Here is an 18589-nt window from a genome sequence, read left to right on the forward strand (position 1 = left end):
GGTGACGCCGTTCACGAAGCCAAGATAGTGATTGTTCGTGATGTTCTGGATATTCAGCTGAAGAACCGGATTTTTCATGAACGCGAAGTTCCTGAAGCGATAACCCGCATGAACGTTCATGGTGACATAGCTCGGGATCGAGGTGTCATTATTGAACGTTGCATATTGCTTGCCGACATATTTCAGCGCGAAGCCACTGAAGAGGTGGCCGTCGTCGTAATCCAGGTTGAAGGCCACCTGCTGGCGAGCCGTCTGGGGGGCGAACTTTCCCTTACTCTTCACATAGTCGCCTGTGCTTCCTGCGGCGATATTACTGTCTGTGCGCGCGTTGATATACTCCGCCGACACATACGGGCGCAGGTGGTAGAGGATCGGGCGCGTGCCGATTTCGAAATCGACACCATCGGCATGCGAGCCGCCGCCATTGATGCTCTGCGAATAGTAAGACCCGTTGGGCTGCACGACCGTCTGCGAATAAAGGCGGTTGGTGAAGTTATAATGGAAGTAGGTCAGGGTACTGTTGAAGAGACTGCCCTGATAACGAACGCCAGCCTCCTCGGAAATCGAGATTTCAGGCTTCTGATTCGGATTGGCCTGAGTGCTGTATCCAACGCCCTTCGTATAGGTGCCTGCATCGTAGAGCGAAGTGTTCATCGGAATGCGGAAATTGGTGGTACCCGAAGCGAAAAGCTGGAACTGATTGTTCAGCTTGTAACGGATCGACGCAGCCGGGAGCGGCTCGTTCCAGCTGCCCCGGATATATCGGCCAGTTGACGTATCAGGCAGATTGTTCTGCCCCTGACGCGTGATCATCGCATATTTCAGACCGCCTTCGAGCGTCAGACGATTATTGAGCAGCGAGAGCGAATCATCAATGAAGAGCGTGTGGATGCGCGTCTGGGTAAGCGTATCGCGATATTGTGCCGTCTCACCGTTAGAAAGCACAAGATTGGGCCCGCCGCCATACTCATTGAGTGGAGCGCCGGTCGCGGGATCGACAAGACTGTAGGGCGATGTCTGGATCTGCTTCGAATATTCGAACCAGTAGCCGATCATGAGACGATTGGCGCCCGTGTGCAAAGCGAGCTTCGTGACTGCGCCAGGGCGGTAGGTTTGCGTGTTCGACGGATTATAGAGAAGCAGGCTCTTGGTATTTGACGAATTATAGGAGCCAATCGAGCCGCTCAGTGTCTGAGCACCATATTGCTGGCTCGTCAGGCTCTCGCTGTAGGCACCGCCACCATTGCCGTTACCGTACCAGAAATAGGGTGTTTCCGTCAGCGTAAGCCGATCTGTCAGCGTAAAGGTGGACGGGGCGCTGGCATAGATATTGGTGAACGGGTTCTGGTGCAGCTTGTAGTAATTTCCACTAGGGCTCTTCGGGTTCCATTTGGAGTCATACGTATAGCTCGTGCCGTATTTCTGCCAGTTGGCCAGCGACATGGAGGGGAACAGCGTGCTGTCACTCTGGTTGCCAACGATCGCCAGCGAGATACGGTTACCCTGACCCCATTCATTGACCCATTTCGTCTCGCCATGAAGCTTCTTCTGGGCCCCTGGACCGCGCCATGAATCTTCATGCGCAGCCGAGAACGAAACGTAACCCTTCAGATGGGTATTGCCGATCCGTCCCGTGTCGACACGGCCAAAAATACGCCGAGAGTCATAGCTGCCATAAGTGCCGTCCAGATGACCGCCGAACCGTTCGGTTGGGTCGAGCAGATACATATTCACGGCGCCGCCAGAAGCACTGATATGCGGACTGTCGAGATCCGCCGACCCCTGCTCGACATTGATCGTGCGTAGATTTTCTGAATCAACGATTTCCTGCGGGTAGACCGCATAATTGCCGATATCGTTAATGGGAAAGCCTTCAAGGGTGAACCCGATCTGGCTCGCATTGAGACCGCGCAGTGTCAGATTACCGCCATTGAGCCCGAGCGGGTCGACCGACGTCGTATTCACGCCCGGCAGCATGGCAATGAGCTGCATGGGGTTCAGGCCAGGCGTCTGCTTGGCAATGAATTCCTGCGTGACGGTTGAGCGCGATTTCGCAGCGTCTTCGTGGACCATCAAGCCGCCACCGGCAGCCGTGTGACGGCTGGCACGCACCTGTACTGTCTCGCTCCGTGCGGCGTCGGTGGGTGCGGTGGAGCCCATCATTGATGGGCCGTCATCAGCCTTTACAGTGGACTTGGAAGCCTGGCCCTTTGAGCCAGATGCCGCATTGCTTGTCGTAATGACCTGCGCGGACGCGGCTGAAATCTGCAACGCCAGAGCAGAGGTTGCGCAGAGAAAGAAACGGGCTCTCAAACTCATCGTGGTTCCTGAGGCTTAAACGCTGATCGTTAAAGGGAGTTAACGAATTGACGACCGGCATTAACACGCACTCGAAACAATCACGATGAAAGTTTAATGACGATACTCTTTTAAGAAATCGTTTCTTTTCAGTTACATATGATACAAACGGAGTTCTGGAAAAAGCGAGCATCGGCAGAAATCGTTAAAGAAATAGAGACTTCAGAAAGCATAACATCAGTCGGTTTACGGCTGTTTTTCGAAGTTGATGCATGAAATTATATAATGTTAATGAAACGAATAAAGTAAAGAATATAGATTTATCATTGCATAGATTGGAATTTTTAACGTTAGACGTTACCAGACATTCTTCCAGATACACTCAAACCGAGACCTTGCACTGTGATCGTTCGCCCTCGCTTCAAATCGCTTTCCTGTTTGATTGCCCTCGCTACCCTCACTCCGGGCGCAAGCCGGGCGGCGGACGACCAGACGCAGACTCCGCACCAGAGCACAGGGCAGATGATCGCCTCCCTTCCGTGGATCCATGGCCCTGCGACAATCGGAGTGGACGGCAGTTCTGAACTGAAAATCCCGGCGGGGTATGAGGTGCTGTCGCCCCCAAGTGGGAGGAAATTCCTTGCTCTGATCGGCAACCTTGTCTCGGAAAAGGACAATCAGGATTATATCTTACAGCCAGAATCTAACGACAAAGACTGGTTTATGGATTTTCACTACGTAAATTCCGGCCATATCGGTGACACAGACACGATCGACGCAGCAGAATTGCTTACTTCGATGACCGAGCAATCGGCTGCGGAAAACAAGGAGCGAAAAGCCGCACACCTGCCACAGCTCTTTCCTGCCGGGTGGCAGACGCCCCCGCGCTACGATCAGCAGACCCACCGCCTCGAATGGGCTTACCGGTTCAAGACAGATGACGGCTCGCTCATCACCAATCTCAATACGCGCCTGCTGACGCGTACCGGTTATTACCGCGTTCTCATGGTCGGGGATGTCGATACGTACGGGGCAGACAGAGACGAATTCAACATCGCCCTGACCTATCTTCAGCCGACGCTTGGCAATCGCTACAGCGATTTCAAGACCGGCGACAAACTGGCTGAATATGGTCTGATGGGGCTTATCGGTGGAGGGGCAGCGGCAGTCGCTGTCAAGACCGGGCTGATTGGCGTCGTTATCACTTTTGTCGTCAAGATTGGCTCAGCGCTGCTCAGCTCAAAGGCAATCGTCGCCGTGATCGGCTTCTTCGCCCTGCTATGGACGCGCCTTAAAAGCGTATTCTCTCGCAAGAAAGACAAGTGACATGCATCTGTTGGATGCTCCCGTCATTTTTTCAGCATGCGCCGCCCTTAGTTTCTGGGTGGCCATGATGCTGATCCCGAAGCCCAAAAAACGGCCAAGGCCCCAGCAGAGTGATGAGAAAAACGCCGTTGAGCCAGGGTGGGATCGCGGAAGCCATCCACATCGCTTCGGAAACCCGAACGAAGGAGAGTGACAGGACTGCGACGCACGAGGTTTAGGCCTCTATCTCGGGAAGCCTTCATCGTCAGATTGAAATTTCGAGAAAATTTTGGCTGGGGGACCTGGATTCGAACCAGGGCTGACCGGGTCAGAGCCGGTAGTTCTACCGCTAAACTATCCCCCAGCATCTTTGCAGAAGCTGATTGCCTTGCGGTGGCGGTGGGATAGCACCCACCCAGACAGGCCGCAACCCCCTTATTCGCTTTTTTTTTCATAAATTGGACATGAGCAGAGCATAAAATGCTTGCTGCGCCACCTTGGCACTATCACATTGTTTTTGACGTAAGATTTCATGTCGGGATCAGGATGAGGGGGGACGATCATGGGCTATAGCCGTAGCGACACACTGTCATCCCATACGCCTGAGGGCGCACCGTTCAGGCATTTCGCTGCGCTGGACCTGGGCACCAATAACTGTCGCCTCATGATCGCGCGACGCACTGCCGGTGGCGTGCAGATTGTCGATCGTCAGAACCGCATGGTCTGCCTCGGCGAGGGGCTCATCGAAACGGGCGAACTTAGCGCAAAGGCGATGGATCGCGCGGTACGCACACTCGACTCCTATGCAGCGCGTATGAAGGGCCTTCCCTCGCTTCAGGTTCGCGCCGTAGCCACCGAGGCCTGCCGCCGCGCCCTCAATCGCGAGAGCTTTCTCGCCCGCGTCCAATCCGAGACCGGACTCTCGCTTGAAATCATTTCTCCCAGAGAAGAAGTAGAACTCGCGGTTGAAGGGTGCCGCACCCTGCTGCATCGCGCACAGCAACCTGGTGAGCGTGCCATCGTGTTCGATATAGGCGGCGGTTCGACCGAGATCGCCTGGTTACGTCTGAACTCCGAGACGCGCGGGCACGAATTGGTCAGCCTCGTCAGCCTGCCCTACGGCGTTGTGACGCTGTCGGAGCAGTTTGGCCGCTCACGTGAGGCGGCCGCTCATTCAGCGCATGCATATCTCTACGAAACAATGGTGGAGACGGTTCGCAAGCCGCTACTCGCCTTCGAGGCGGTTCATCAGATCGGCAGGGAGATGCTGCGCGGGGCTGTGCAGATGCTCGGCACCAGCGGTACGGTAACGACGCTAGCAAGCATGGCCCAGAATCTGACCCGGTACAGCCGCAACGCGGTAGACGGATTTTCGCTCTCGGCGCAAGCTGCACATGACGCCATCGCCCTTGTGCGCAGCGCCGCCGCCGGGGACCAACAGGCGCCCTCGACCCTGCCACCAGACCGACAGCATTTCATGTTGCCTGGATGCGCCATATTCGAAGCGATCCATAGCGTTTGGCCATCCGAGCGGATCATCGTCGCCGATCGGGGGCTAAGAGATGGAATGGTGGCGCGTATGGCCACCCAGGCACGATCCAGCCGTTATGCTTCCCATGGCGCCACGCGTCATGGCATCAGCCGCCCAAGTATCGCTGATTATCGTGGCCATGTGGCACCGTCTTCCTTTATGTGACGCCCATGAGCAAAAACAGTGACAAACGTGGCGGCAAGAACGGGAAGTCCTCCGAAAAGAGAGTTCCCGGCAAAGCTCTCAAGAGCTCGACCGCACCCGGCCAATCCGACAGCACGCTCGACGGAAGCTCCGTTCAGAATGCCCGCAACAAGACAATCATGCTGCGCACCGCTCGTGGCCGTTCTACGGCCCAGCAGCGCTGGCTCAATCGACAGTTGAATGACCCGTATGTTGCAGCAGCCCGCAAGCAGGGCTGGCGCTCACGCGCGGCGTTCAAGCTGATCGAGATCGACGACCGGCTCAACCTTATCAAGCCGGGCATGAAAATTATCGATCTGGGGGCAGCCCCGGGTGGCTGGACGCAGGTCGCGGTCAAGCGCGGAGCAAGTGCAGTTGTCGGGGTCGATCTCCTGCCCGTCGACCCGGTGAGCGATGCCACCATTATCGAAGGCGATTTCACCGATCCCGATATGCCGGCACGGCTCATCGAATTACTAGGCGGCCCAGCCGATCTGGTGCTGTCGGATATGGCACCGAACACGACGGGTCACGCACCGACCGATCACATGCGCATCATGGGCCTCGCCGAAGGGGCGCTGGATTTCGCGATACAGGTTCTGGCGGAAGGCGGCGGCTTCGTCGCCAAGGTGTTCCAGGGCGGCTCGGAACGCCAGATGCTCGAACCGATGAAACTGGCTTTCTCGAATGTCCGGCATCTGAAGCCACCGGCATCGCGCAAGGAATCGAGCGAGCTTTATGTCGTGGCGACCGGGTTCAGACCCGATCGCCTCAAGCGTGACTGATTATTCAGTCACGTCCCACAGCCAGGCGGCCCCGCGCACGCCTGAGCTGTCGCCGTGCTTGTTACGTACTATCGGGGTGGTGCAGGTCGGCGTAATGACATGACGCGCAAGAAGCGGCGGCACCCGCCGATAGATGCTGTCAAGATTGGACACCCCGCCACCGAGCACGATGATATCGGGGTCTAGGAAGTTGATCGCGAGCGCGCAGGCACGCGAGAAGCGGTCCATGTAGCGGTCGAGCGCGCCGATTGCCGAGATATCGCCACTGGCCGCAGCCTCTTCGATACCCGCTGTGTTGTGGTGACCGATGCCCTTCCAGTCCTTGGCCAGCTCGGGGCCGCAGAGGTAGCGTTCGAGGCAGCCCTCATTGCCGCAGAAACATTTCGGCAGCGGGAATTCCTCAAGGCGCGTCCACGGAAGCGGCGTGTGACCCCATTCCCCGGCAATGCTGTGACGACCACCGATCACCTTTCCGTCAACCACGATACCAGCACCCATGCCGGTGCCGATGATGATGCCGAAAACGGTGCGATTGCCCTCCCCCGCGCCGTCTGCCGCTTCAGAGAGGGCAAAGCAGTTGGCATCGTTTTCGACGCGCACGGACCGACCCAGCGCACGATCGAGGTCGATGCCGAAAGGCTGGTTGTTCAGCCAGGTTGCATTGGCATTCTTGATCAACCCGGTTTCGGGCGAAATGGAACCCGGAATGCCGATACCGAGCGTCGAGCTGAACTGTCCAGGCTTGGCCAGATGCGATGGAACACTGCCAAGGCGCTGGTCAACACTGGCCACCAGATCGCGAACAGCGATCACGGCCTCTTCGTAAACTCCCGGGTTAGGGACACGCTCGCGCAGTTGAAGATCGCCCGCGCGATCAAGAACTGCGATTTCGATCTTTGTCCCACCGAAATCGATGCCGAGGCGATAATCAGCCATCTCATGCCTTATTGAAGTTGCTTCTGAAAACTGCGGCGCATGTTGCGGACGAATGCGGTCCGAGTAAAGGTGTAATGGCAAAACAGCGTCCGATCCCTAACGGATGCCCTAGGCTTGAAACGCAACCGAAGCTGCGCGCATAGTCAGTCCTATGACTCCTCCTGCTCCCGAAACCCTTCTTGACGTGCGCGGGCTTGCCTGCCCCTTGCCCGTGCTGCGCGCGCATCGCAGCCTCAGGGCCATGCAGGCGGGAACCCGCCTGCGCGTGCTCGCTACGGATCGTGCCAGCGTCGCGGATTTTCAGGCTTTCTGCCGTGAAACAGGTCATGCATTGGTTGCCTTCTCTGAAGACGGCGAGACGCTTTCTTTCGTGATTCGTCGCAAAATGGACACAGCTGTGTCATCTCCTGTTACGGAATAATCATAGTCATTACTTCCTTGGGCTTGGAGAATGGAGTGCGACACGCTATCCCTCCTCCCATCGAGCCGTCTTTCGTGACGGCGATTTTCCGAAACAGCGGAGCGGGACGGCATTTACGGCATGGACGCACAGCTTTCACAGCTCTCTTTCGAGGAGGCCCTGTCTGAACTCGACAGGATCGTTCGCGGTCTCGAAAGTGGTCAGATGAAACTCGAGGACGCCATAAGCGCCTATGAGCGAGGTGCTGCCCTGCGCCGTCATTGCGAAACAAAACTATCGGAAGCGGAAATGCGGGTTCGTGCCATCACGCAACGTGACGGCACAACGACAACCGTCTCCCTTCCCGAGTTCGACGAGAATTCTGGCGGAAAAGCCCCATGACGACCCCCTCACCCACCCTTATTGCCTCTCCTGAGGCGCTCGCCGCGTCGCTTGGCACGGCAGCCCGTGCGATCGAAACGACGATCGATCGCCTTCTTCCCATGGTTGATGGTGACGAGTCGGTACTGCTCGAGGCCATGCGTTATGCTGCACTCGGCGGCGGCAAGCGTCTACGCGGCTATCTTGTGACCGAAATCGCGGCAATCTTTGGCGCCGAGGCCGAAGGCGCGCTGCGCGTGGCGGCGTCTGTCGAGATGCTTCACGCCTATAGCCTCGTTCATGACGATCTCCCCGCCATGGATGATGACGATCTGCGTCGCGGCCAGCCCTCGACGCACAAGCAGTTCGATGAGGCGATCGCCATTCTCGCAGGCGATGCGTTGCAGACCTCGGCTTTCGAAATCCTGGCAGATGAGGCGACCCACCCGGACCCGGCGGTGCGTATCGCTCTGGTGACCGCTTTGGCTCAGGCTTCCGGCGCCGCAGGCATGGTTGGCGGCCAGGTGGTCGATATCCGTGGCGAAGGCAAAAGCCTTCCGCTCGATCAGGTCCGCCGCCTGCACGCCATGAAGACCGGCGCGCTGATCCGCTACGCTGCCGAAGCCGGAGCCATTCTGGGCGGCGCCGACCGCGCGCAGCGCGATGCCATCATCGCTTATGGGCGCGATATCGGCACGGCCTTTCAGGTTGCCGATGACGTGCTCGACACGACGGCAAGCGCCGAGGAACTCGGCAAGACCGCCGGCAAGGACGAAGCCTCCGGCAAATCTACCTATGTCTCCCTGCTCGGAATTGACGGCGCGCGCGCCGAGGCCGCGCGCCTTTCCGAGCAGGCCACACAGGCCCTGATCTCTTTCGGGACCGAAGCAGCCGCGCTCAGAGCCCTGGCACAATACATCGTCGAGCGCAGGAATTAAGAGAATGAGCGATACCACCAAGCCGAACACCACCGCGTCCATTCCGACGATGGGCCGTTTTCCTCACCTCGATCGCGTGGTCATTCCCGCCGATCTGAGGAATTTCTCGACCGAGCAGCTCAAGCAGCTCGCCGAGGAACTGCGCTCTGAAACGGTCGATGCCGTCTCCACCACAGGGGGGCATCTCGGCGCTTCTCTGGGCGTGGTCGAACTGACGGTTGCTATGCACGCCGTGTTCAACACGCCCGATGATCGTATCATCTGGGATGTCGGCCATCAGGCCTACCCCCACAAGATCCTGACCGGGCGTCGCGACCGTATCCGCACGCTGCGCCAGCCTCATGGTCTGTCGGGCTTCACCCGTCGTTCGGAGAGCGAATACGACCCGTTCGGTGCGGCGCATTCCTCGACATCGATCTCTGCTGGTCTCGGCATGGCTGTCGCGCATCACCTGCGCGCCAATGAAGACCCCTCCTATCACGAGCGCAACGTCATTGCCGTGATTGGCGACGGGTCGATCTCGGCTGGCATGGCCTATGAAGCCATGAACAATGCGGCTGTGGCTGGCGCAGGCGCCAAGCGTCTGATCGTCATCCTTAACGATAACGAGATGTCGATTGCCCCGCCGGTGGGCTCGATGTCGAACTACCTTTCGCGTCTCATGACGTCACGCAAGTTCCTGAGCCTGCGCGATCTGGCTGGCAAGCTGGCCAAGCGTCTGCCCGCGGGCCTCGAGCGCACAGCCAAGCGCGCAGATGAACTGACGCGCGGTCTGATCACGGGTGGCACGCTCTTCGAGGAACTCGGCTTCTATTATGTCGGCCCCGTTGATGGCCATGACATGAACCAGCTCGTGCCGATCCTGCGCAATCTGCGCGACGCCGATGAAGGCCCGGTGCTGCTGCATGTCATCACCGAGAAGGGGCGTGGCTATACGCCTGCTGAATCGGCCGGTGACAAATACCATGCCGTCAGCAAGTTCAACGTCGTGACGGGCGAGCAGAAAAAAGCGCCCGCAGGCCCGCCGAGCTACACCTCCGTCATGGCACGCGAATTGCTGCGCCATGCCGAGAAGGATGAGCGCATCACCGCAATCACGGCAGCCATGCCGTCAGGCACCGGCCTCGACAAATTTGCGACGAAGCACCCCGACCGCTTCTTCGATGTCGGCATCGCCGAGCAGCACGCCGTGACCTTTGCTGCCGGTATGGCATCCGAAGGTCTCCGCCCGTTCTGCGCCATCTATTCGACCTTCCTGCAGCGCGCCTATGACCAAGTGGTGCATGACGTAGATTTGCAGAACCTGCCGGTTCGCTTTGCGATCGACCGCGCCGGTCTGGTTGGCGCCGATGGCGCGACCCATGCAGGATCTTTCGATCTGAACTATCTCTGCTGCCTGCCCAACATGGTCGTCATGGCGCCGAGCGATGAGGTCGAGCTGACCCATATGACGGCAACGGCCTGCGTCTACGATGCAGGTCCGATCGCCTTCCGCTATCCGCGTGGCAGCGGCACAGGGCTGGAGCTGCCCGAAGCAGGCGAGATCCTTGAAATCGGTCGTGGTCGCATCGTACGCGAAGCCGTACGTCAGCCTGGCACGAAATCGGGCGTAGCCATTCTGTCCCTCGGCACGCGCCTGACGGAATCGCTCAAGGCTGCCGATCATCTCGCTGCGCAGGGCATCGCCGTTACCGTTGCCGATGCGCGTTTTGCCAAGCCGATCGACACGGCACTGGTCGAGCGTCTAGCGCGCGAGCATGACGTGCTGATCACGATCGAGGAAGGTGCAGCAGGCGGCTTCAGCAGCCTCGTGGTGCGTCATCTGGCCGAAACCGCCCTGCTCGATCAGGTCAAGTTCCGCCCGATGGCCCTGCCCGACAGCTATATCGACCATAATCTGCCCGACGTGCAGTATGACGAAGCCGGGCTCAATGCACCTCAGATCGTCACAGTGGCCCAGTCGGCACTGGGTGCGCAGAGCGCTCAGCAGACGGCCTGATGGCCAAGAAGCGGGCTGACGTTCTGCTGGTCGAGCGCGGTCTCGTCGAGAGCCGCGCCCGCGCGCAGGCGCTGATCATGGCGGGGCTTGCTTTCAGCAAGGAACGCCGCATTGCCAAGGCGGGCGACATGCTCGCCGAGGATGCCCCGCTCGATCTGCGGGGGCAGGACCATCCCTGGGTTTCGCGTGGCGGGCTCAAACTCGACCACGCCATTTCGCATTTCGCTCTCGATCCGACAGGCGCGACTGCGATCGATGTTGGCGCTTCGACGGGTGGTTTCACCGACGTGCTCCTCACCAAAGGCGCGACGAAGGTTTTTTCGGTCGATGTCGGGCATGGCCAGATCGCCTGGAAGCTCCGCTCAGATGAGCGTGTCGTGGTAATGGAAAAGACCAATGCCCGCACGCTCGACGCAACGCTTATTCCCGACCCGATCTCGGTAGTCGTCTGCGATGCGAGCTTCATCGGATTGCGTACAGTTTTGCCCCCCGCTCTCGCTCTTTGTCAGCCGGGCGGCTGGGCAGTCGCGCTGATCAAGCCGCAATTCGAGGCTGGTCGCGCCGAGATTGGCGCCAAAGGCGTCGTACGCGACCCTGCTGTGCATGAGCGTGTCTGCTCGGAAATACGCGGCTGGTGGGAAGGTCTCGAAGGTTGGAAGGTTCTAGGCGTAGAACCCAGCCCTATCACCGGCCCAGAAGGCAACCGTGAATTTCTCATCGCCGCCAAGCGTAACGCTTAAAGTAAAGGGGTTCCCAAAGGGCGACCGCCCTTTGGCGGGGCATGGGGCAGAGCCCCATGAACGCTGATCACAGAACTCCGCCTTCCACGGGTTCCGTCGCGCTCACCAGAAAGAGGCTTCCGCTCTTCGATCCCCCATTTCCCAGCATGGTTTTTCTTGCGTTTCGGGGGCTCTTCCGTGATAGAGCAGCGCCATGTCCGACATTTCGACCCCTCTCGACCTGAATGAGCAGGAGCGCGCGCGCATCCTGGCCAAATCTGCTCTTTTCGCGCCCCCGCCCGCGGTGCTGCCGGATGGGCGTCGCGACCTCGTGGGCCTGTCTCGTGAAGAGCTGATTGCCGAAATGGCCGTGTTCGGCGAGAAGCCCTTCCGTGCAAAGCAGCTCTGGCACTGGATCTATCATCAGGGCGCGACCGATTTTTCGCTCATGAGCAGCATCGCCAAGCCGCTTCAGGCGAAGCTCGCAGAACATTATGTCGTCGGACGCCCTTCCACGTCGCTCGAACAGACGTCGAATGACGACACGCGCAAATTCCTCTTCCGCTTTCGTGACGGGCAGGAAGCCGAGACGGTCTATATCCCGGATCGGCGTGAAGATCGTGGCGCTGTCTGTATTTCGTCCCAGGTCGGCTGCACCCTTTCCTGCACCTTCTGCCATACGGGCACGCAGAAACTCGTCCGTAATCTGGGTGCTGCGGAAATCGTGTCGCAGTTCATGGCGGCGCGCGATTCCTATGGCGAATGGCCGAGCCCAAGAGGGGAAACTCCGCGCCTGCTCTCGACCATCGTGCTGATGGGTATGGGCGAGCCGCTCTATAATTATGACAATGTCGCCAAGGCCATGCGCATCGTGATGGATGGCGAAGGCATTGCCCTTTCACGGCGACGCATCACGCTCTCGACCTCTGGCGTCGTGCCGATGATGGATCGCTGCGGTGAGGAACTGGCGGTCAATCTCGCGATCTCCCTGCACGCCGTCACCAATGAACTGCGCGACAAGATTGTACCGCTCAACCGGAAATACCCGATCGAGGAGCTGATGGCGGCGTGCCGTCGCTACCCGGCAGCGTCGAATTCGCGTCGCATTACCTTCGAATACATCATGCTGCGCGGGATCAATGACAGCGAGGCCGATGCGCGTGAACTGGTGCGCCTGATCAAGGGCCTGCCCGCCAAGGTCAATCTTATTCCGTTCAATCCCTGGCCGGGTTCGGAATTTAAACCCTCCACCCGCGAGCAGCTTCAGAAATTTGCCGCCATCGTGATGGATGCTGGCTTTGCCTCGCCGATCCGTATGCCACGCGGTCGCGACATCCTTGCAGCCTGTGGTCAGCTCAAGACCGAAAGCGAGCGCCTGCGCCGCAACGCGACGGCGGATGCCGAATAACAGGTCGAGGCCGTCCCCCGAGACTGGCCTGATCGGCTGGCGGGTGGTAAGAAAGGCGCCCAACGCGTTATCTTTACAGAGGGAAGCCTGGCCTTATGACCGCCCGGGACATTAAAAAAGTCGTTCTCGCCTACTCGGGCGGGCTGGATACTTCCGTTATCCTTCGCTGGCTCCAGAAAGAATACGGCTGCGAGGTCGTGACCTTCACCGCCGATCTGGGCCAGGGTGAAGAGCTGGAACCGGCACGCCGCAAGGCCGAAATGTTCGGCGTCAAGGAAATCTTCGTCGAGGACCTGCGCGAGACCTTCGTGAAGGATTTCGTCTTCCCGATGTTCCGCGCCAATGCCCTTTACGAAGGGCAATATCTGCTTGGCACCTCCATCGCGCGCCCGCTGATCGCCCAGCGCCAGATCGAGATCGCCAAGATGGTTGGCGCCGACGCCGTGGCTCATGGTGCCACCGGCAAGGGCAATGATCAGGTTCGCTTCGAACTCGGCTATTACGCGCTTCAGCCCGACATCAAGGTCATTGCGCCCTGGCGTGAGTGGAACCTGACCTCGCGCACGAAGCTGCTGGCTTTTGCCGAAGAGAACCAGATTCCCGTCACCAAGGACAAGCGCGGCGAAGCCCCCTTCTCTGTGGACGCCAATCTTCTGCACTCGTCTTCCGAAGGCAAGATTCTCGAAGACCCCGCCATCGCGCCCGACGAGATCGTATTCCAGCGCACGATTTCGCCCGAGAACGCACCGGATGTCGCGACTGAAATCGCCATCGACTTTCATGAGGGCGATCCGGTCGCGCTGAACGGCGTGACGCTCTCTCCTGCCGAATTGCTTACGCGCCTGAACAAGCTCGGCCATGATAACGGGATCGGCCGTCTCGACCTGGTCGAAAACCGCTTTGTCGGCATGAAGTCACGCGGCATCTACGAAACGCCGGGCGGCACTATTCTGCTGACGGCCCATCGCAGCATCGAATCCATCACGCTCGACCGAGAGGCCATGCACCTCAAGGACAGCCTGATGCCGCGCTATGCCGAAATCATCTATAACGGCTTCTGGTTTTCGCCCGAGCGCTACATGCTTCAGGCACTGATCGATGCCAGCCAGAAATCGGTCACGGGCCGTGTTCGCCTCAAGCTCTACAAGGGCAATGTGATCTGCATCGGCCGCGAAAGCCCGAACAGCCTTTACGACACCCGCGTCGTCACCTTCGAAGATGACGAGGGCGCCTATAATCAGGTCGACGCTCAGGGCTTCATCAAGCTCAACGCCTTGCGCCTGCGTCTGGGCGGCCAGATCGGTCGCACCGGCGGCAAGCCCTGATAGCCGGATCCTGATCGCCCGGCATCGATTGCCCGGTGCGATCATCGGCCTGCGTGCTCCTCACCGCCTCGCGTGGTAAGGGGCACGCAGACATCGCAAGTTCCAAGAGGTTCAGCCATGCGTTTGTCCCGCTCCATCAAGACCCTCGTCGCCGGGGCATCTTTTTTTGTCCTGACCGCCTGTGGCGGCACGAAAGAAGAGCCTGAGCTGACGCCTGAGCAGTTCATGGCCAAGGTCCGTGCCGAACCCGGCGTCAAGACCCTGCCCGACGGCCTCGCCTACAAGGTTCTGAAATCCGGCCCCAAGGATGGCGAGCAGCCCTCAAAGGGCCGCATGATGATGCTGATCTATGAAGGCCGTCTGCCAGATGGCGGTATTTTCGACAGTTCAGAGCAGCATGGTAACGGCGCCTATATGCAGATGGCGCTTGACGGGCTCGTTCAGGGCTGGATGGAAGCCCTGCCGATGATGCATGTGGGCGATACCTGGATGCTCTATGTTCCACCCGCGCTCGGCTACGGCAAGCGGTCGATGGGCATCATCCCACCCAACAGCCCCCTCGTCTTCAAGATCCAGCTTCTCGGTCTGGGCGGGCAGGAGCAGTAAGACGCTTCCCAAACGCGCCCCCTTCGCCCTCGCTCTCATGGCCGCGCTTGCTCTGGCGGGTTGCGGCAAAAAGAGTGCAGGGCAAAAACTCTACGGCCCTAATTGTGGCATCTGTCATCACGGGGGGTACGGCCTGCCCGGCGAGGTGCCGCCTCTGGTCGGCCGTCTCGATCTGATCGCAAAGACGCCTGAAGGGCGTGCCTATCTCGCGCGTGTCATGCTCAACGGGCTCGACGGGCCGATTAAAGCCAATGGTGGGCGCTATAATTTCTCGATGCCCAGTTTCCGGCGCCTGAATGACGAGCAATTGGGCCTTATCCTGAACTGGCTCATTTCCCGAGGTACGACCAACCCCGCCCCCGTCATCACCCCCGATGTGTTTTCGGCGGCTCGCAGGGAAGAAATCGGTTCGAACCGGGTTCACGATCTACGCGAGGGCCTCGCGGCGCAGGGTAAAATTCCCTGATACCTGTGGTAGAGACGCGGTTTATTCAGGTGGCGCCCAGTGCGCCTCGCAACGCGCCTCGTATAGCTCTTCATCACCCGTCTCGAGCACATGACCGGTTTGGCGCTTCTTCGCGGTCCAACGCGCAGGCGCTTCGCAGACGTGACAGCGCGCCATAAGCGGCACGTAGCGATCGGCCATCAGACGAAGGCGCGCCATGACATCGAAATCCCGCAGCATGAAATCCGTATCGAGCCCTGCAACGCTGATATCGACCCCAGCAGCGAGGCTTTTGCCGATATCGGCCACCACATCGCCCCTGTAGTGCGGTGCGATCATGAAATGCCCCTCATCAAGAAGGATATGCCCGAAACGCGCAAAATCATCGGGCCAGGATGAGACGGAACGCGCGGGGCGGCGTAGCCCGACACGGCTGTGGATGCTTGCCCCAGAGCGCGTGTCGAAAGCCGGGGCGAGACAGAGGGTCTTTTCCTCCTCGGGGTGGTCCTGAAGCAGATGCGCCGATTTTCCAGCAAACATCGGGCCTGCATAGACGGTCAGAATTCCCCTGCTCACGACGCTTTCTCCACTCATACAGGCTTCCATCCTTCAAGGTGCCGCGCAGCCCTTACAGCCATTTGCGCGGGCTCGGCAATCTTTCCCCTTGACCGTTCGCAAGACGCATTCGACAACATCGGCCATGCAACGTGTATTTTCCGGCATCCAGCCGACCGGCGTCCCCCAGCTTGGCAATTATCTTGGCGCGATCCGCAACTGGGTGCGGCTGCAGGAAGACCATGACTGCGTGTTCTGTCTGGTCGACATGCACGCCCTCACCGTTTTTCGCGAACCCGAGCAGTTGCGGCGCGATAATCTGGCGCAGGCTGCCTGCCTGATCGCCTCGGGCATCGATCCTGAAAAGCATGTGCTTTACAATCAGTCTGCCGTGAGCGCCCATGCGCGCCTAGGCTGGATCTTCAACTGCGTGGTACGCCTTGGCTGGCTGAACCGCATGACGCAGTTCAAGGAAAAGGCCGGCAAGGACCGCGAGCAGCATTCTGCCGGGTTGTTCGTCTATCCCGCGCTGATGGCCGCCGATATCCACGCTTTTCACGCCACGCGCGTGCCGGTAGGCGAAGACCAGAAACAGCATCTCGAAATTGCCAATGATATCGGCGCGAAGTTCAACCATGATTACGGGGTCGATTTCTTCCCCATGATCGAGCCGCTGATCCCGCCTTCGGCGGCGCGCGTCATGAGCCTGCGCGATGGCACGAAGAAAATGTCGAAATCCGACCCTTCCGCCCAGTCACGTATCGAACTGACCGACACGGCGGACGATATCGCGCTCAAGATACGCAAGGCTAAGTCCGATACCGAAGCCCTTCCCTCCGAGGCCCCCGGTCTGGAAGGCCGCCCCGAAGCGCGCAATCTGGTGACAATCTATGCCGCCATGGCCAATCAGGGCATTGATGAGGTACTGGCGCGGTTCGGCGGCCAGGGTTTCGGCCCGTTCAAGGCCGCTCTTGCCGAGCTGCTGGTCGCGACGCTTTCGCCTGTCGCGAATGAAACGCGCCGCCTGCTCGAAGACCGCGCCCACCTCGAGCGTGTTCTGCGAGAGGGTGCAGCACGGGCCAATGCCATTGCAGAGCCCATCGTCAGCGAAGCGGAACGACTGGTCGGCTATCTGCGCTAACCTTGGCGACAGAGCGAGACAGGACACCGGATATGCAACAGGCTTTTCATCGTCTTTCCATACGCACTCCTGGCAAGGGCCTGACCATGATCACCGGCCCGGTGCTCGACTGGGTCGCAACCACTGGTATCGAAGAGGGGCTGCTGACACTCTGGTGCCGCCATACCTCGGCGTCTCTCATCGTTCAGGAAAACGCCGATCCGACCGTGCAGCAAGATATCGCCAGCTATTTCGACGATCTCGTGCCTGAAGCACGCGCCTATCGTCACGATTACGAAGGCGCGGATGACATGCCCGCCCATATTCGCTCGGTTTTGACCAATGTGCAGCTGACAATCCCGGTCATGGCCGGTGAGCCCGTTCTAGGCACCTGGCAAGGGATCTATCTTTTCGAGCATCGCCGCTCCCCTCACAGCCGCGAAATCGTGCTGCATCTTCTCGGCAACTGACGCAATGACCCAAATCGGTGTCGCAATCGGCGTTGCAGTCGGGCTGTTAATGACTGTCCCGATCGCCGCCCGAGCCGAGATCGGACTGGATGTCACTCAATTCGGCGCGCGTTGCGACGACAAGTGCGATGACACGAAAAGCATTCAGGACGCGATAGATGCTGCCACGGCGAAAGGCGTTGCGCTTTCCCTGTCCGGCATCTGCCGCGTAAAAACCCTGAGAGTGCCCGTCACCGCCAAGACCTTTATAGTGGAGGGTAATAACGCCACGCTCCGCTTTCTTGCGGGCGGATTAGTGCTCAGCGCCCCCCAACCCGGCACGGCCGTCATTCCCTACGTTATCCGCAATCTGAAACTGCGCTCGGTCAACGCCTATGCCGATACGGCGATCAGCGTGCGCGGCGCATTCAAGGGGCTGGTCGAGAACGTCAATATCGACCGCTTCAGGAACGGGGTCGAACTCATCGCAACCTCGGATAATATCGTCAGAGGCTCGTTCTTCGATTCCTTCGGCGATTCCAACGCGGTGCTGATAAGCGGCACCATGTCAGGCAGTCAAACCATCTCGGCCTATGCGTCGAATAATACGGTGACCGATGTAACCGACATCCACGGCACAGGGATTTTCATCGGGCCCGGTGTGCAAGGCACGAAAATCCGCAATCTGCGGGTGCTGGAAGGCTGGTACGGCATCTATGCTGTCGACGGTAAAGGCGACGAGGATCTGAGTGTTTCGGATTCCTATCTGGAAGGAAGACGCGCCGGGTTGTTCGCCGATGGGGTCGATCTCACGCGCGTGGTGAATTGTAGCGCCGATCTGCCCTCAAGCGGGGCCGATCCCGGCTGGGCCGGTTTTCATATGGACCGCATGTACGGCGGTATTCTTGCGAATTCGAGCGTCTGGGGGGCGGCTGCCGCGCATTCGCCGGTCATCGTCGCAGGGGGCAATATCAATGTGATCGGCAATCAGGTGACGGGACCGGCCCAAGGCCCGTGCATGAAGCTGATCCCGTTCCCCAAACCCGACGATTCTCCGCTCCTGGTATCGAACAACACCTGCTGGGCATCGGGCGGCTATGAGGTGGCAGGGCGCGGCCCGATTGCGGGCAGCCATAATCTCTGGTCACGCCCCGATAACCATCACCTCATGGCGCGTGACTTCCCCAATCCCTGAGCGCATCGCGG

Annotated in this window: 18 protein-coding genes and 1 tRNA gene (1 of these 19 only partly in view); 15 read left to right on the top strand and 4 right to left on the bottom strand. The window is 59.3% G+C overall.

What is annotated here, in order from left to right; all coding sequences use genetic code 11:
* Positions 1-2319, bottom strand: partial view of a TonB-dependent receptor gene (locus tag ABHV46_RS02345; protein WP_438382548.1) — the 5' portion only. 114 nt of this gene lie to the left of the window's left edge; only the first 2319 of its 2433 coding nucleotides appear in the window; it begins with the start codon at positions 2317-2319; its stop codon lies beyond the left edge, outside the window.
* A gap of 381 nt (positions 2320-2700) precedes the next feature.
* Between ABHV46_RS02345 and ABHV46_RS02350 the strand changes: the two genes are divergently transcribed.
* Positions 2701-3624, top strand: a complete 924-nt coding sequence (locus tag ABHV46_RS02350) for a DUF2167 domain-containing protein (RefSeq protein ID WP_438382549.1) — start codon at positions 2701-2703, stop codon at positions 3622-3624.
* Positions 3625-3893: 269 nt separating this feature from the next.
* Here ABHV46_RS02350 and ABHV46_RS02355 read toward each other — a convergent pair.
* Positions 3894-3967, bottom strand: a tRNA-Gln gene (locus tag ABHV46_RS02355).
* Between the two features lie 198 nt (positions 3968-4165).
* Here ABHV46_RS02355 and ABHV46_RS02360 point away from each other — a divergent pair.
* Positions 4166-5299 carry a Ppx/GppA phosphatase family protein gene (locus tag ABHV46_RS02360; RefSeq protein WP_438382550.1) on the top strand — a complete coding sequence of 378 codons (1134 nt, stop codon included), beginning with the start codon at positions 4166-4168 and terminating at the stop codon, positions 5297-5299.
* 5 nt (positions 5300-5304) lie between these two features.
* Positions 5305-6102: an RlmE family RNA methyltransferase gene (locus tag ABHV46_RS02365; protein WP_336945241.1), complete on the top strand. Its 798-nt coding sequence runs from the start codon at positions 5305-5307 to the stop codon at positions 6100-6102.
* On the opposite strand, the gene ABHV46_RS02370 is transcribed toward ABHV46_RS02365, so the two are convergent.
* A complete protein-coding gene (locus tag ABHV46_RS02370; protein ID WP_438382551.1) occupies positions 6103-7038 on the bottom strand; it encodes an ROK family protein in 936 nt (311 codons plus the stop codon).
* A 151-nt stretch (positions 7039-7189) separates the two neighbouring features.
* Between ABHV46_RS02370 and ABHV46_RS02375 the strand changes: the two genes are divergently transcribed.
* From ABHV46_RS02375 to ABHV46_RS02415, 9 genes are all read left to right on the top strand, one after another.
* Positions 7190-7459, top strand: a complete 270-nt coding sequence (locus ABHV46_RS02375) for a sulfurtransferase TusA family protein (protein ID WP_438382552.1) — start codon at positions 7190-7192, stop codon at positions 7457-7459.
* Positions 7460-7579: 120 nt separating this feature from the next.
* A complete protein-coding gene (locus tag ABHV46_RS02380) occupies positions 7580-7840 on the top strand; it encodes an exodeoxyribonuclease VII small subunit (protein WP_336945238.1) in 261 nt (86 codons plus the stop codon).
* Positions 7837-8757: a polyprenyl synthetase family protein gene (locus ABHV46_RS02385; RefSeq protein ID WP_438382553.1), complete on the top strand. Its 921-nt coding sequence runs from the start codon at positions 7837-7839 to the stop codon at positions 8755-8757. The genes ABHV46_RS02380 and ABHV46_RS02385 overlap by 4 nt, the downstream gene beginning before the upstream one ends.
* 4 nt (positions 8758-8761) lie before the next feature.
* On the top strand, positions 8762-10756 hold the full coding sequence (gene dxs / locus ABHV46_RS02390) for a 1-deoxy-D-xylulose-5-phosphate synthase (protein WP_438382554.1): 1995 nt from the start codon (positions 8762-8764) through the stop codon (positions 10754-10756).
* The gene (locus tag ABHV46_RS02395; protein ID WP_438382555.1) at positions 10756-11496 is read left to right on the top strand and encodes a TlyA family RNA methyltransferase; all 741 of its coding nucleotides are present in this window, start codon (positions 10756-10758) and stop codon (positions 11494-11496) included. Before dxs ends, ABHV46_RS02395 begins: the two co-directional genes overlap by 1 nt.
* 193 nt (positions 11497-11689) lie before the next feature.
* A complete protein-coding gene (gene rlmN / locus ABHV46_RS02400) occupies positions 11690-12883 on the top strand; it encodes a 23S rRNA (adenine(2503)-C(2))-methyltransferase RlmN (RefSeq protein WP_438382556.1) in 1194 nt (397 codons plus the stop codon).
* Between the two features lie 95 nt (positions 12884-12978).
* Complete coding sequence (locus ABHV46_RS02405; RefSeq protein WP_336945233.1) at positions 12979-14208, top strand: argininosuccinate synthase; 1230 nt, start codon at positions 12979-12981, stop codon at positions 14206-14208.
* 117 nt (positions 14209-14325) lie between these two features.
* Entirely contained in the window at positions 14326-14814 is a 489-nt protein-coding gene (locus ABHV46_RS02410; RefSeq protein ID WP_438382557.1) for an FKBP-type peptidyl-prolyl cis-trans isomerase, read from the top strand.
* 37 nt (positions 14815-14851) lie between these two features.
* On the top strand, positions 14852-15280 hold the full coding sequence (locus ABHV46_RS02415; RefSeq protein ID WP_438382558.1) for a c-type cytochrome: 429 nt from the start codon (positions 14852-14854) through the stop codon (positions 15278-15280).
* Positions 15281-15301: 21 nt separating this feature from the next.
* Here the strand turns inward: ABHV46_RS02415 and ABHV46_RS02420 are convergent, their stop codons facing one another.
* Complete coding sequence (locus ABHV46_RS02420) at positions 15302-15835, bottom strand: thymidine kinase (RefSeq protein WP_438382559.1); 534 nt, start codon at positions 15833-15835, stop codon at positions 15302-15304.
* A 124-nt stretch (positions 15836-15959) separates the two neighbouring features.
* On the opposite strand from ABHV46_RS02420, the gene trpS reads away from it, so the two are divergent.
* The 3 genes from trpS to ABHV46_RS02435 are packed head-to-tail and all read left to right on the top strand — an operon-like array spanning position 15960 to position 18578.
* Positions 15960-16955 (top strand): tryptophan--tRNA ligase, encoded by a 996-nt coding sequence (gene trpS / locus ABHV46_RS02425; RefSeq protein WP_438384172.1) that lies wholly within the window; start codon positions 15960-15962, stop codon positions 16953-16955.
* 32 nt (positions 16956-16987) lie between these two features.
* Positions 16988-17404, top strand: a complete 417-nt coding sequence (locus ABHV46_RS02430; RefSeq protein WP_438382560.1) for a secondary thiamine-phosphate synthase enzyme YjbQ — start codon at positions 16988-16990, stop codon at positions 17402-17404.
* 4 nt (positions 17405-17408) lie between these two features.
* Positions 17409-18578 carry a hypothetical protein gene (locus tag ABHV46_RS02435; RefSeq protein WP_438382561.1) on the top strand — a complete coding sequence of 390 codons (1170 nt, stop codon included), beginning with the start codon at positions 17409-17411 and terminating at the stop codon, positions 18576-18578.
* The last annotated feature ends 11 nt before the right edge of the window (positions 18579-18589 follow it).

The sequence above is a fragment of the Asaia sp. BMEF1 genome (assembly GCF_051628905.1).
Taxonomy (GTDB): Bacteria; Pseudomonadota; Alphaproteobacteria; order Acetobacterales; family Acetobacteraceae; genus Asaia.

Excerpts from the sequence above, each read along its gene's own strand:
- ABHV46_RS02435 (WP_438382561.1), top strand. The coding sequence starts at position 17,409 with ATGACCCAAATCGGTGTCGCAATCGGCGTTGCAGTCGGGCTGTTAATG.
- ABHV46_RS02365 (WP_336945241.1), top strand. The coding sequence starts at position 5,305 with ATGAGCAAAAACAGTGACAAACGTGGCGGCAAGAACGGGAAGTCCTCC.
- ABHV46_RS02380 (WP_336945238.1), top strand. The coding sequence starts at position 7,580 with ATGGACGCACAGCTTTCACAGCTCTCTTTCGAGGAGGCCCTGTCTGAA.
- ABHV46_RS02385 (WP_438382553.1), top strand. The coding sequence starts at position 7,837 with ATGACGACCCCCTCACCCACCCTTATTGCCTCTCCTGAGGCGCTCGCC.
- ABHV46_RS02360 (WP_438382550.1), top strand. The coding sequence starts at position 4,166 with ATGGGCTATAGCCGTAGCGACACACTGTCATCCCATACGCCTGAGGGC.
- ABHV46_RS02375 (WP_438382552.1), top strand. The coding sequence starts at position 7,190 with ATGACTCCTCCTGCTCCCGAAACCCTTCTTGACGTGCGCGGGCTTGCC.
- dxs (WP_438382554.1), top strand. The coding sequence starts at position 8,762 with ATGAGCGATACCACCAAGCCGAACACCACCGCGTCCATTCCGACGATG.
- ABHV46_RS02370 (WP_438382551.1), bottom strand. The coding sequence starts at position 7,038 with ATGGCTGATTATCGCCTCGGCATCGATTTCGGTGGGACAAAGATCGAA.
- ABHV46_RS02415 (WP_438382558.1), top strand. The coding sequence starts at position 14,852 with ATGGCCGCGCTTGCTCTGGCGGGTTGCGGCAAAAAGAGTGCAGGGCAA.
- rlmN (WP_438382556.1), top strand. The coding sequence starts at position 11,690 with ATGTCCGACATTTCGACCCCTCTCGACCTGAATGAGCAGGAGCGCGCG.
- ABHV46_RS02395 (WP_438382555.1), top strand. The coding sequence starts at position 10,756 with ATGGCCAAGAAGCGGGCTGACGTTCTGCTGGTCGAGCGCGGTCTCGTC.
- ABHV46_RS02430 (WP_438382560.1), top strand. The coding sequence starts at position 16,988 with ATGCAACAGGCTTTTCATCGTCTTTCCATACGCACTCCTGGCAAGGGC.
- trpS (WP_438384172.1), top strand. The coding sequence starts at position 15,960 with ATGCAACGTGTATTTTCCGGCATCCAGCCGACCGGCGTCCCCCAGCTT.
- ABHV46_RS02410 (WP_438382557.1), top strand. The coding sequence starts at position 14,326 with ATGCGTTTGTCCCGCTCCATCAAGACCCTCGTCGCCGGGGCATCTTTT.
- ABHV46_RS02405 (WP_336945233.1), top strand. The coding sequence starts at position 12,979 with ATGACCGCCCGGGACATTAAAAAAGTCGTTCTCGCCTACTCGGGCGGG.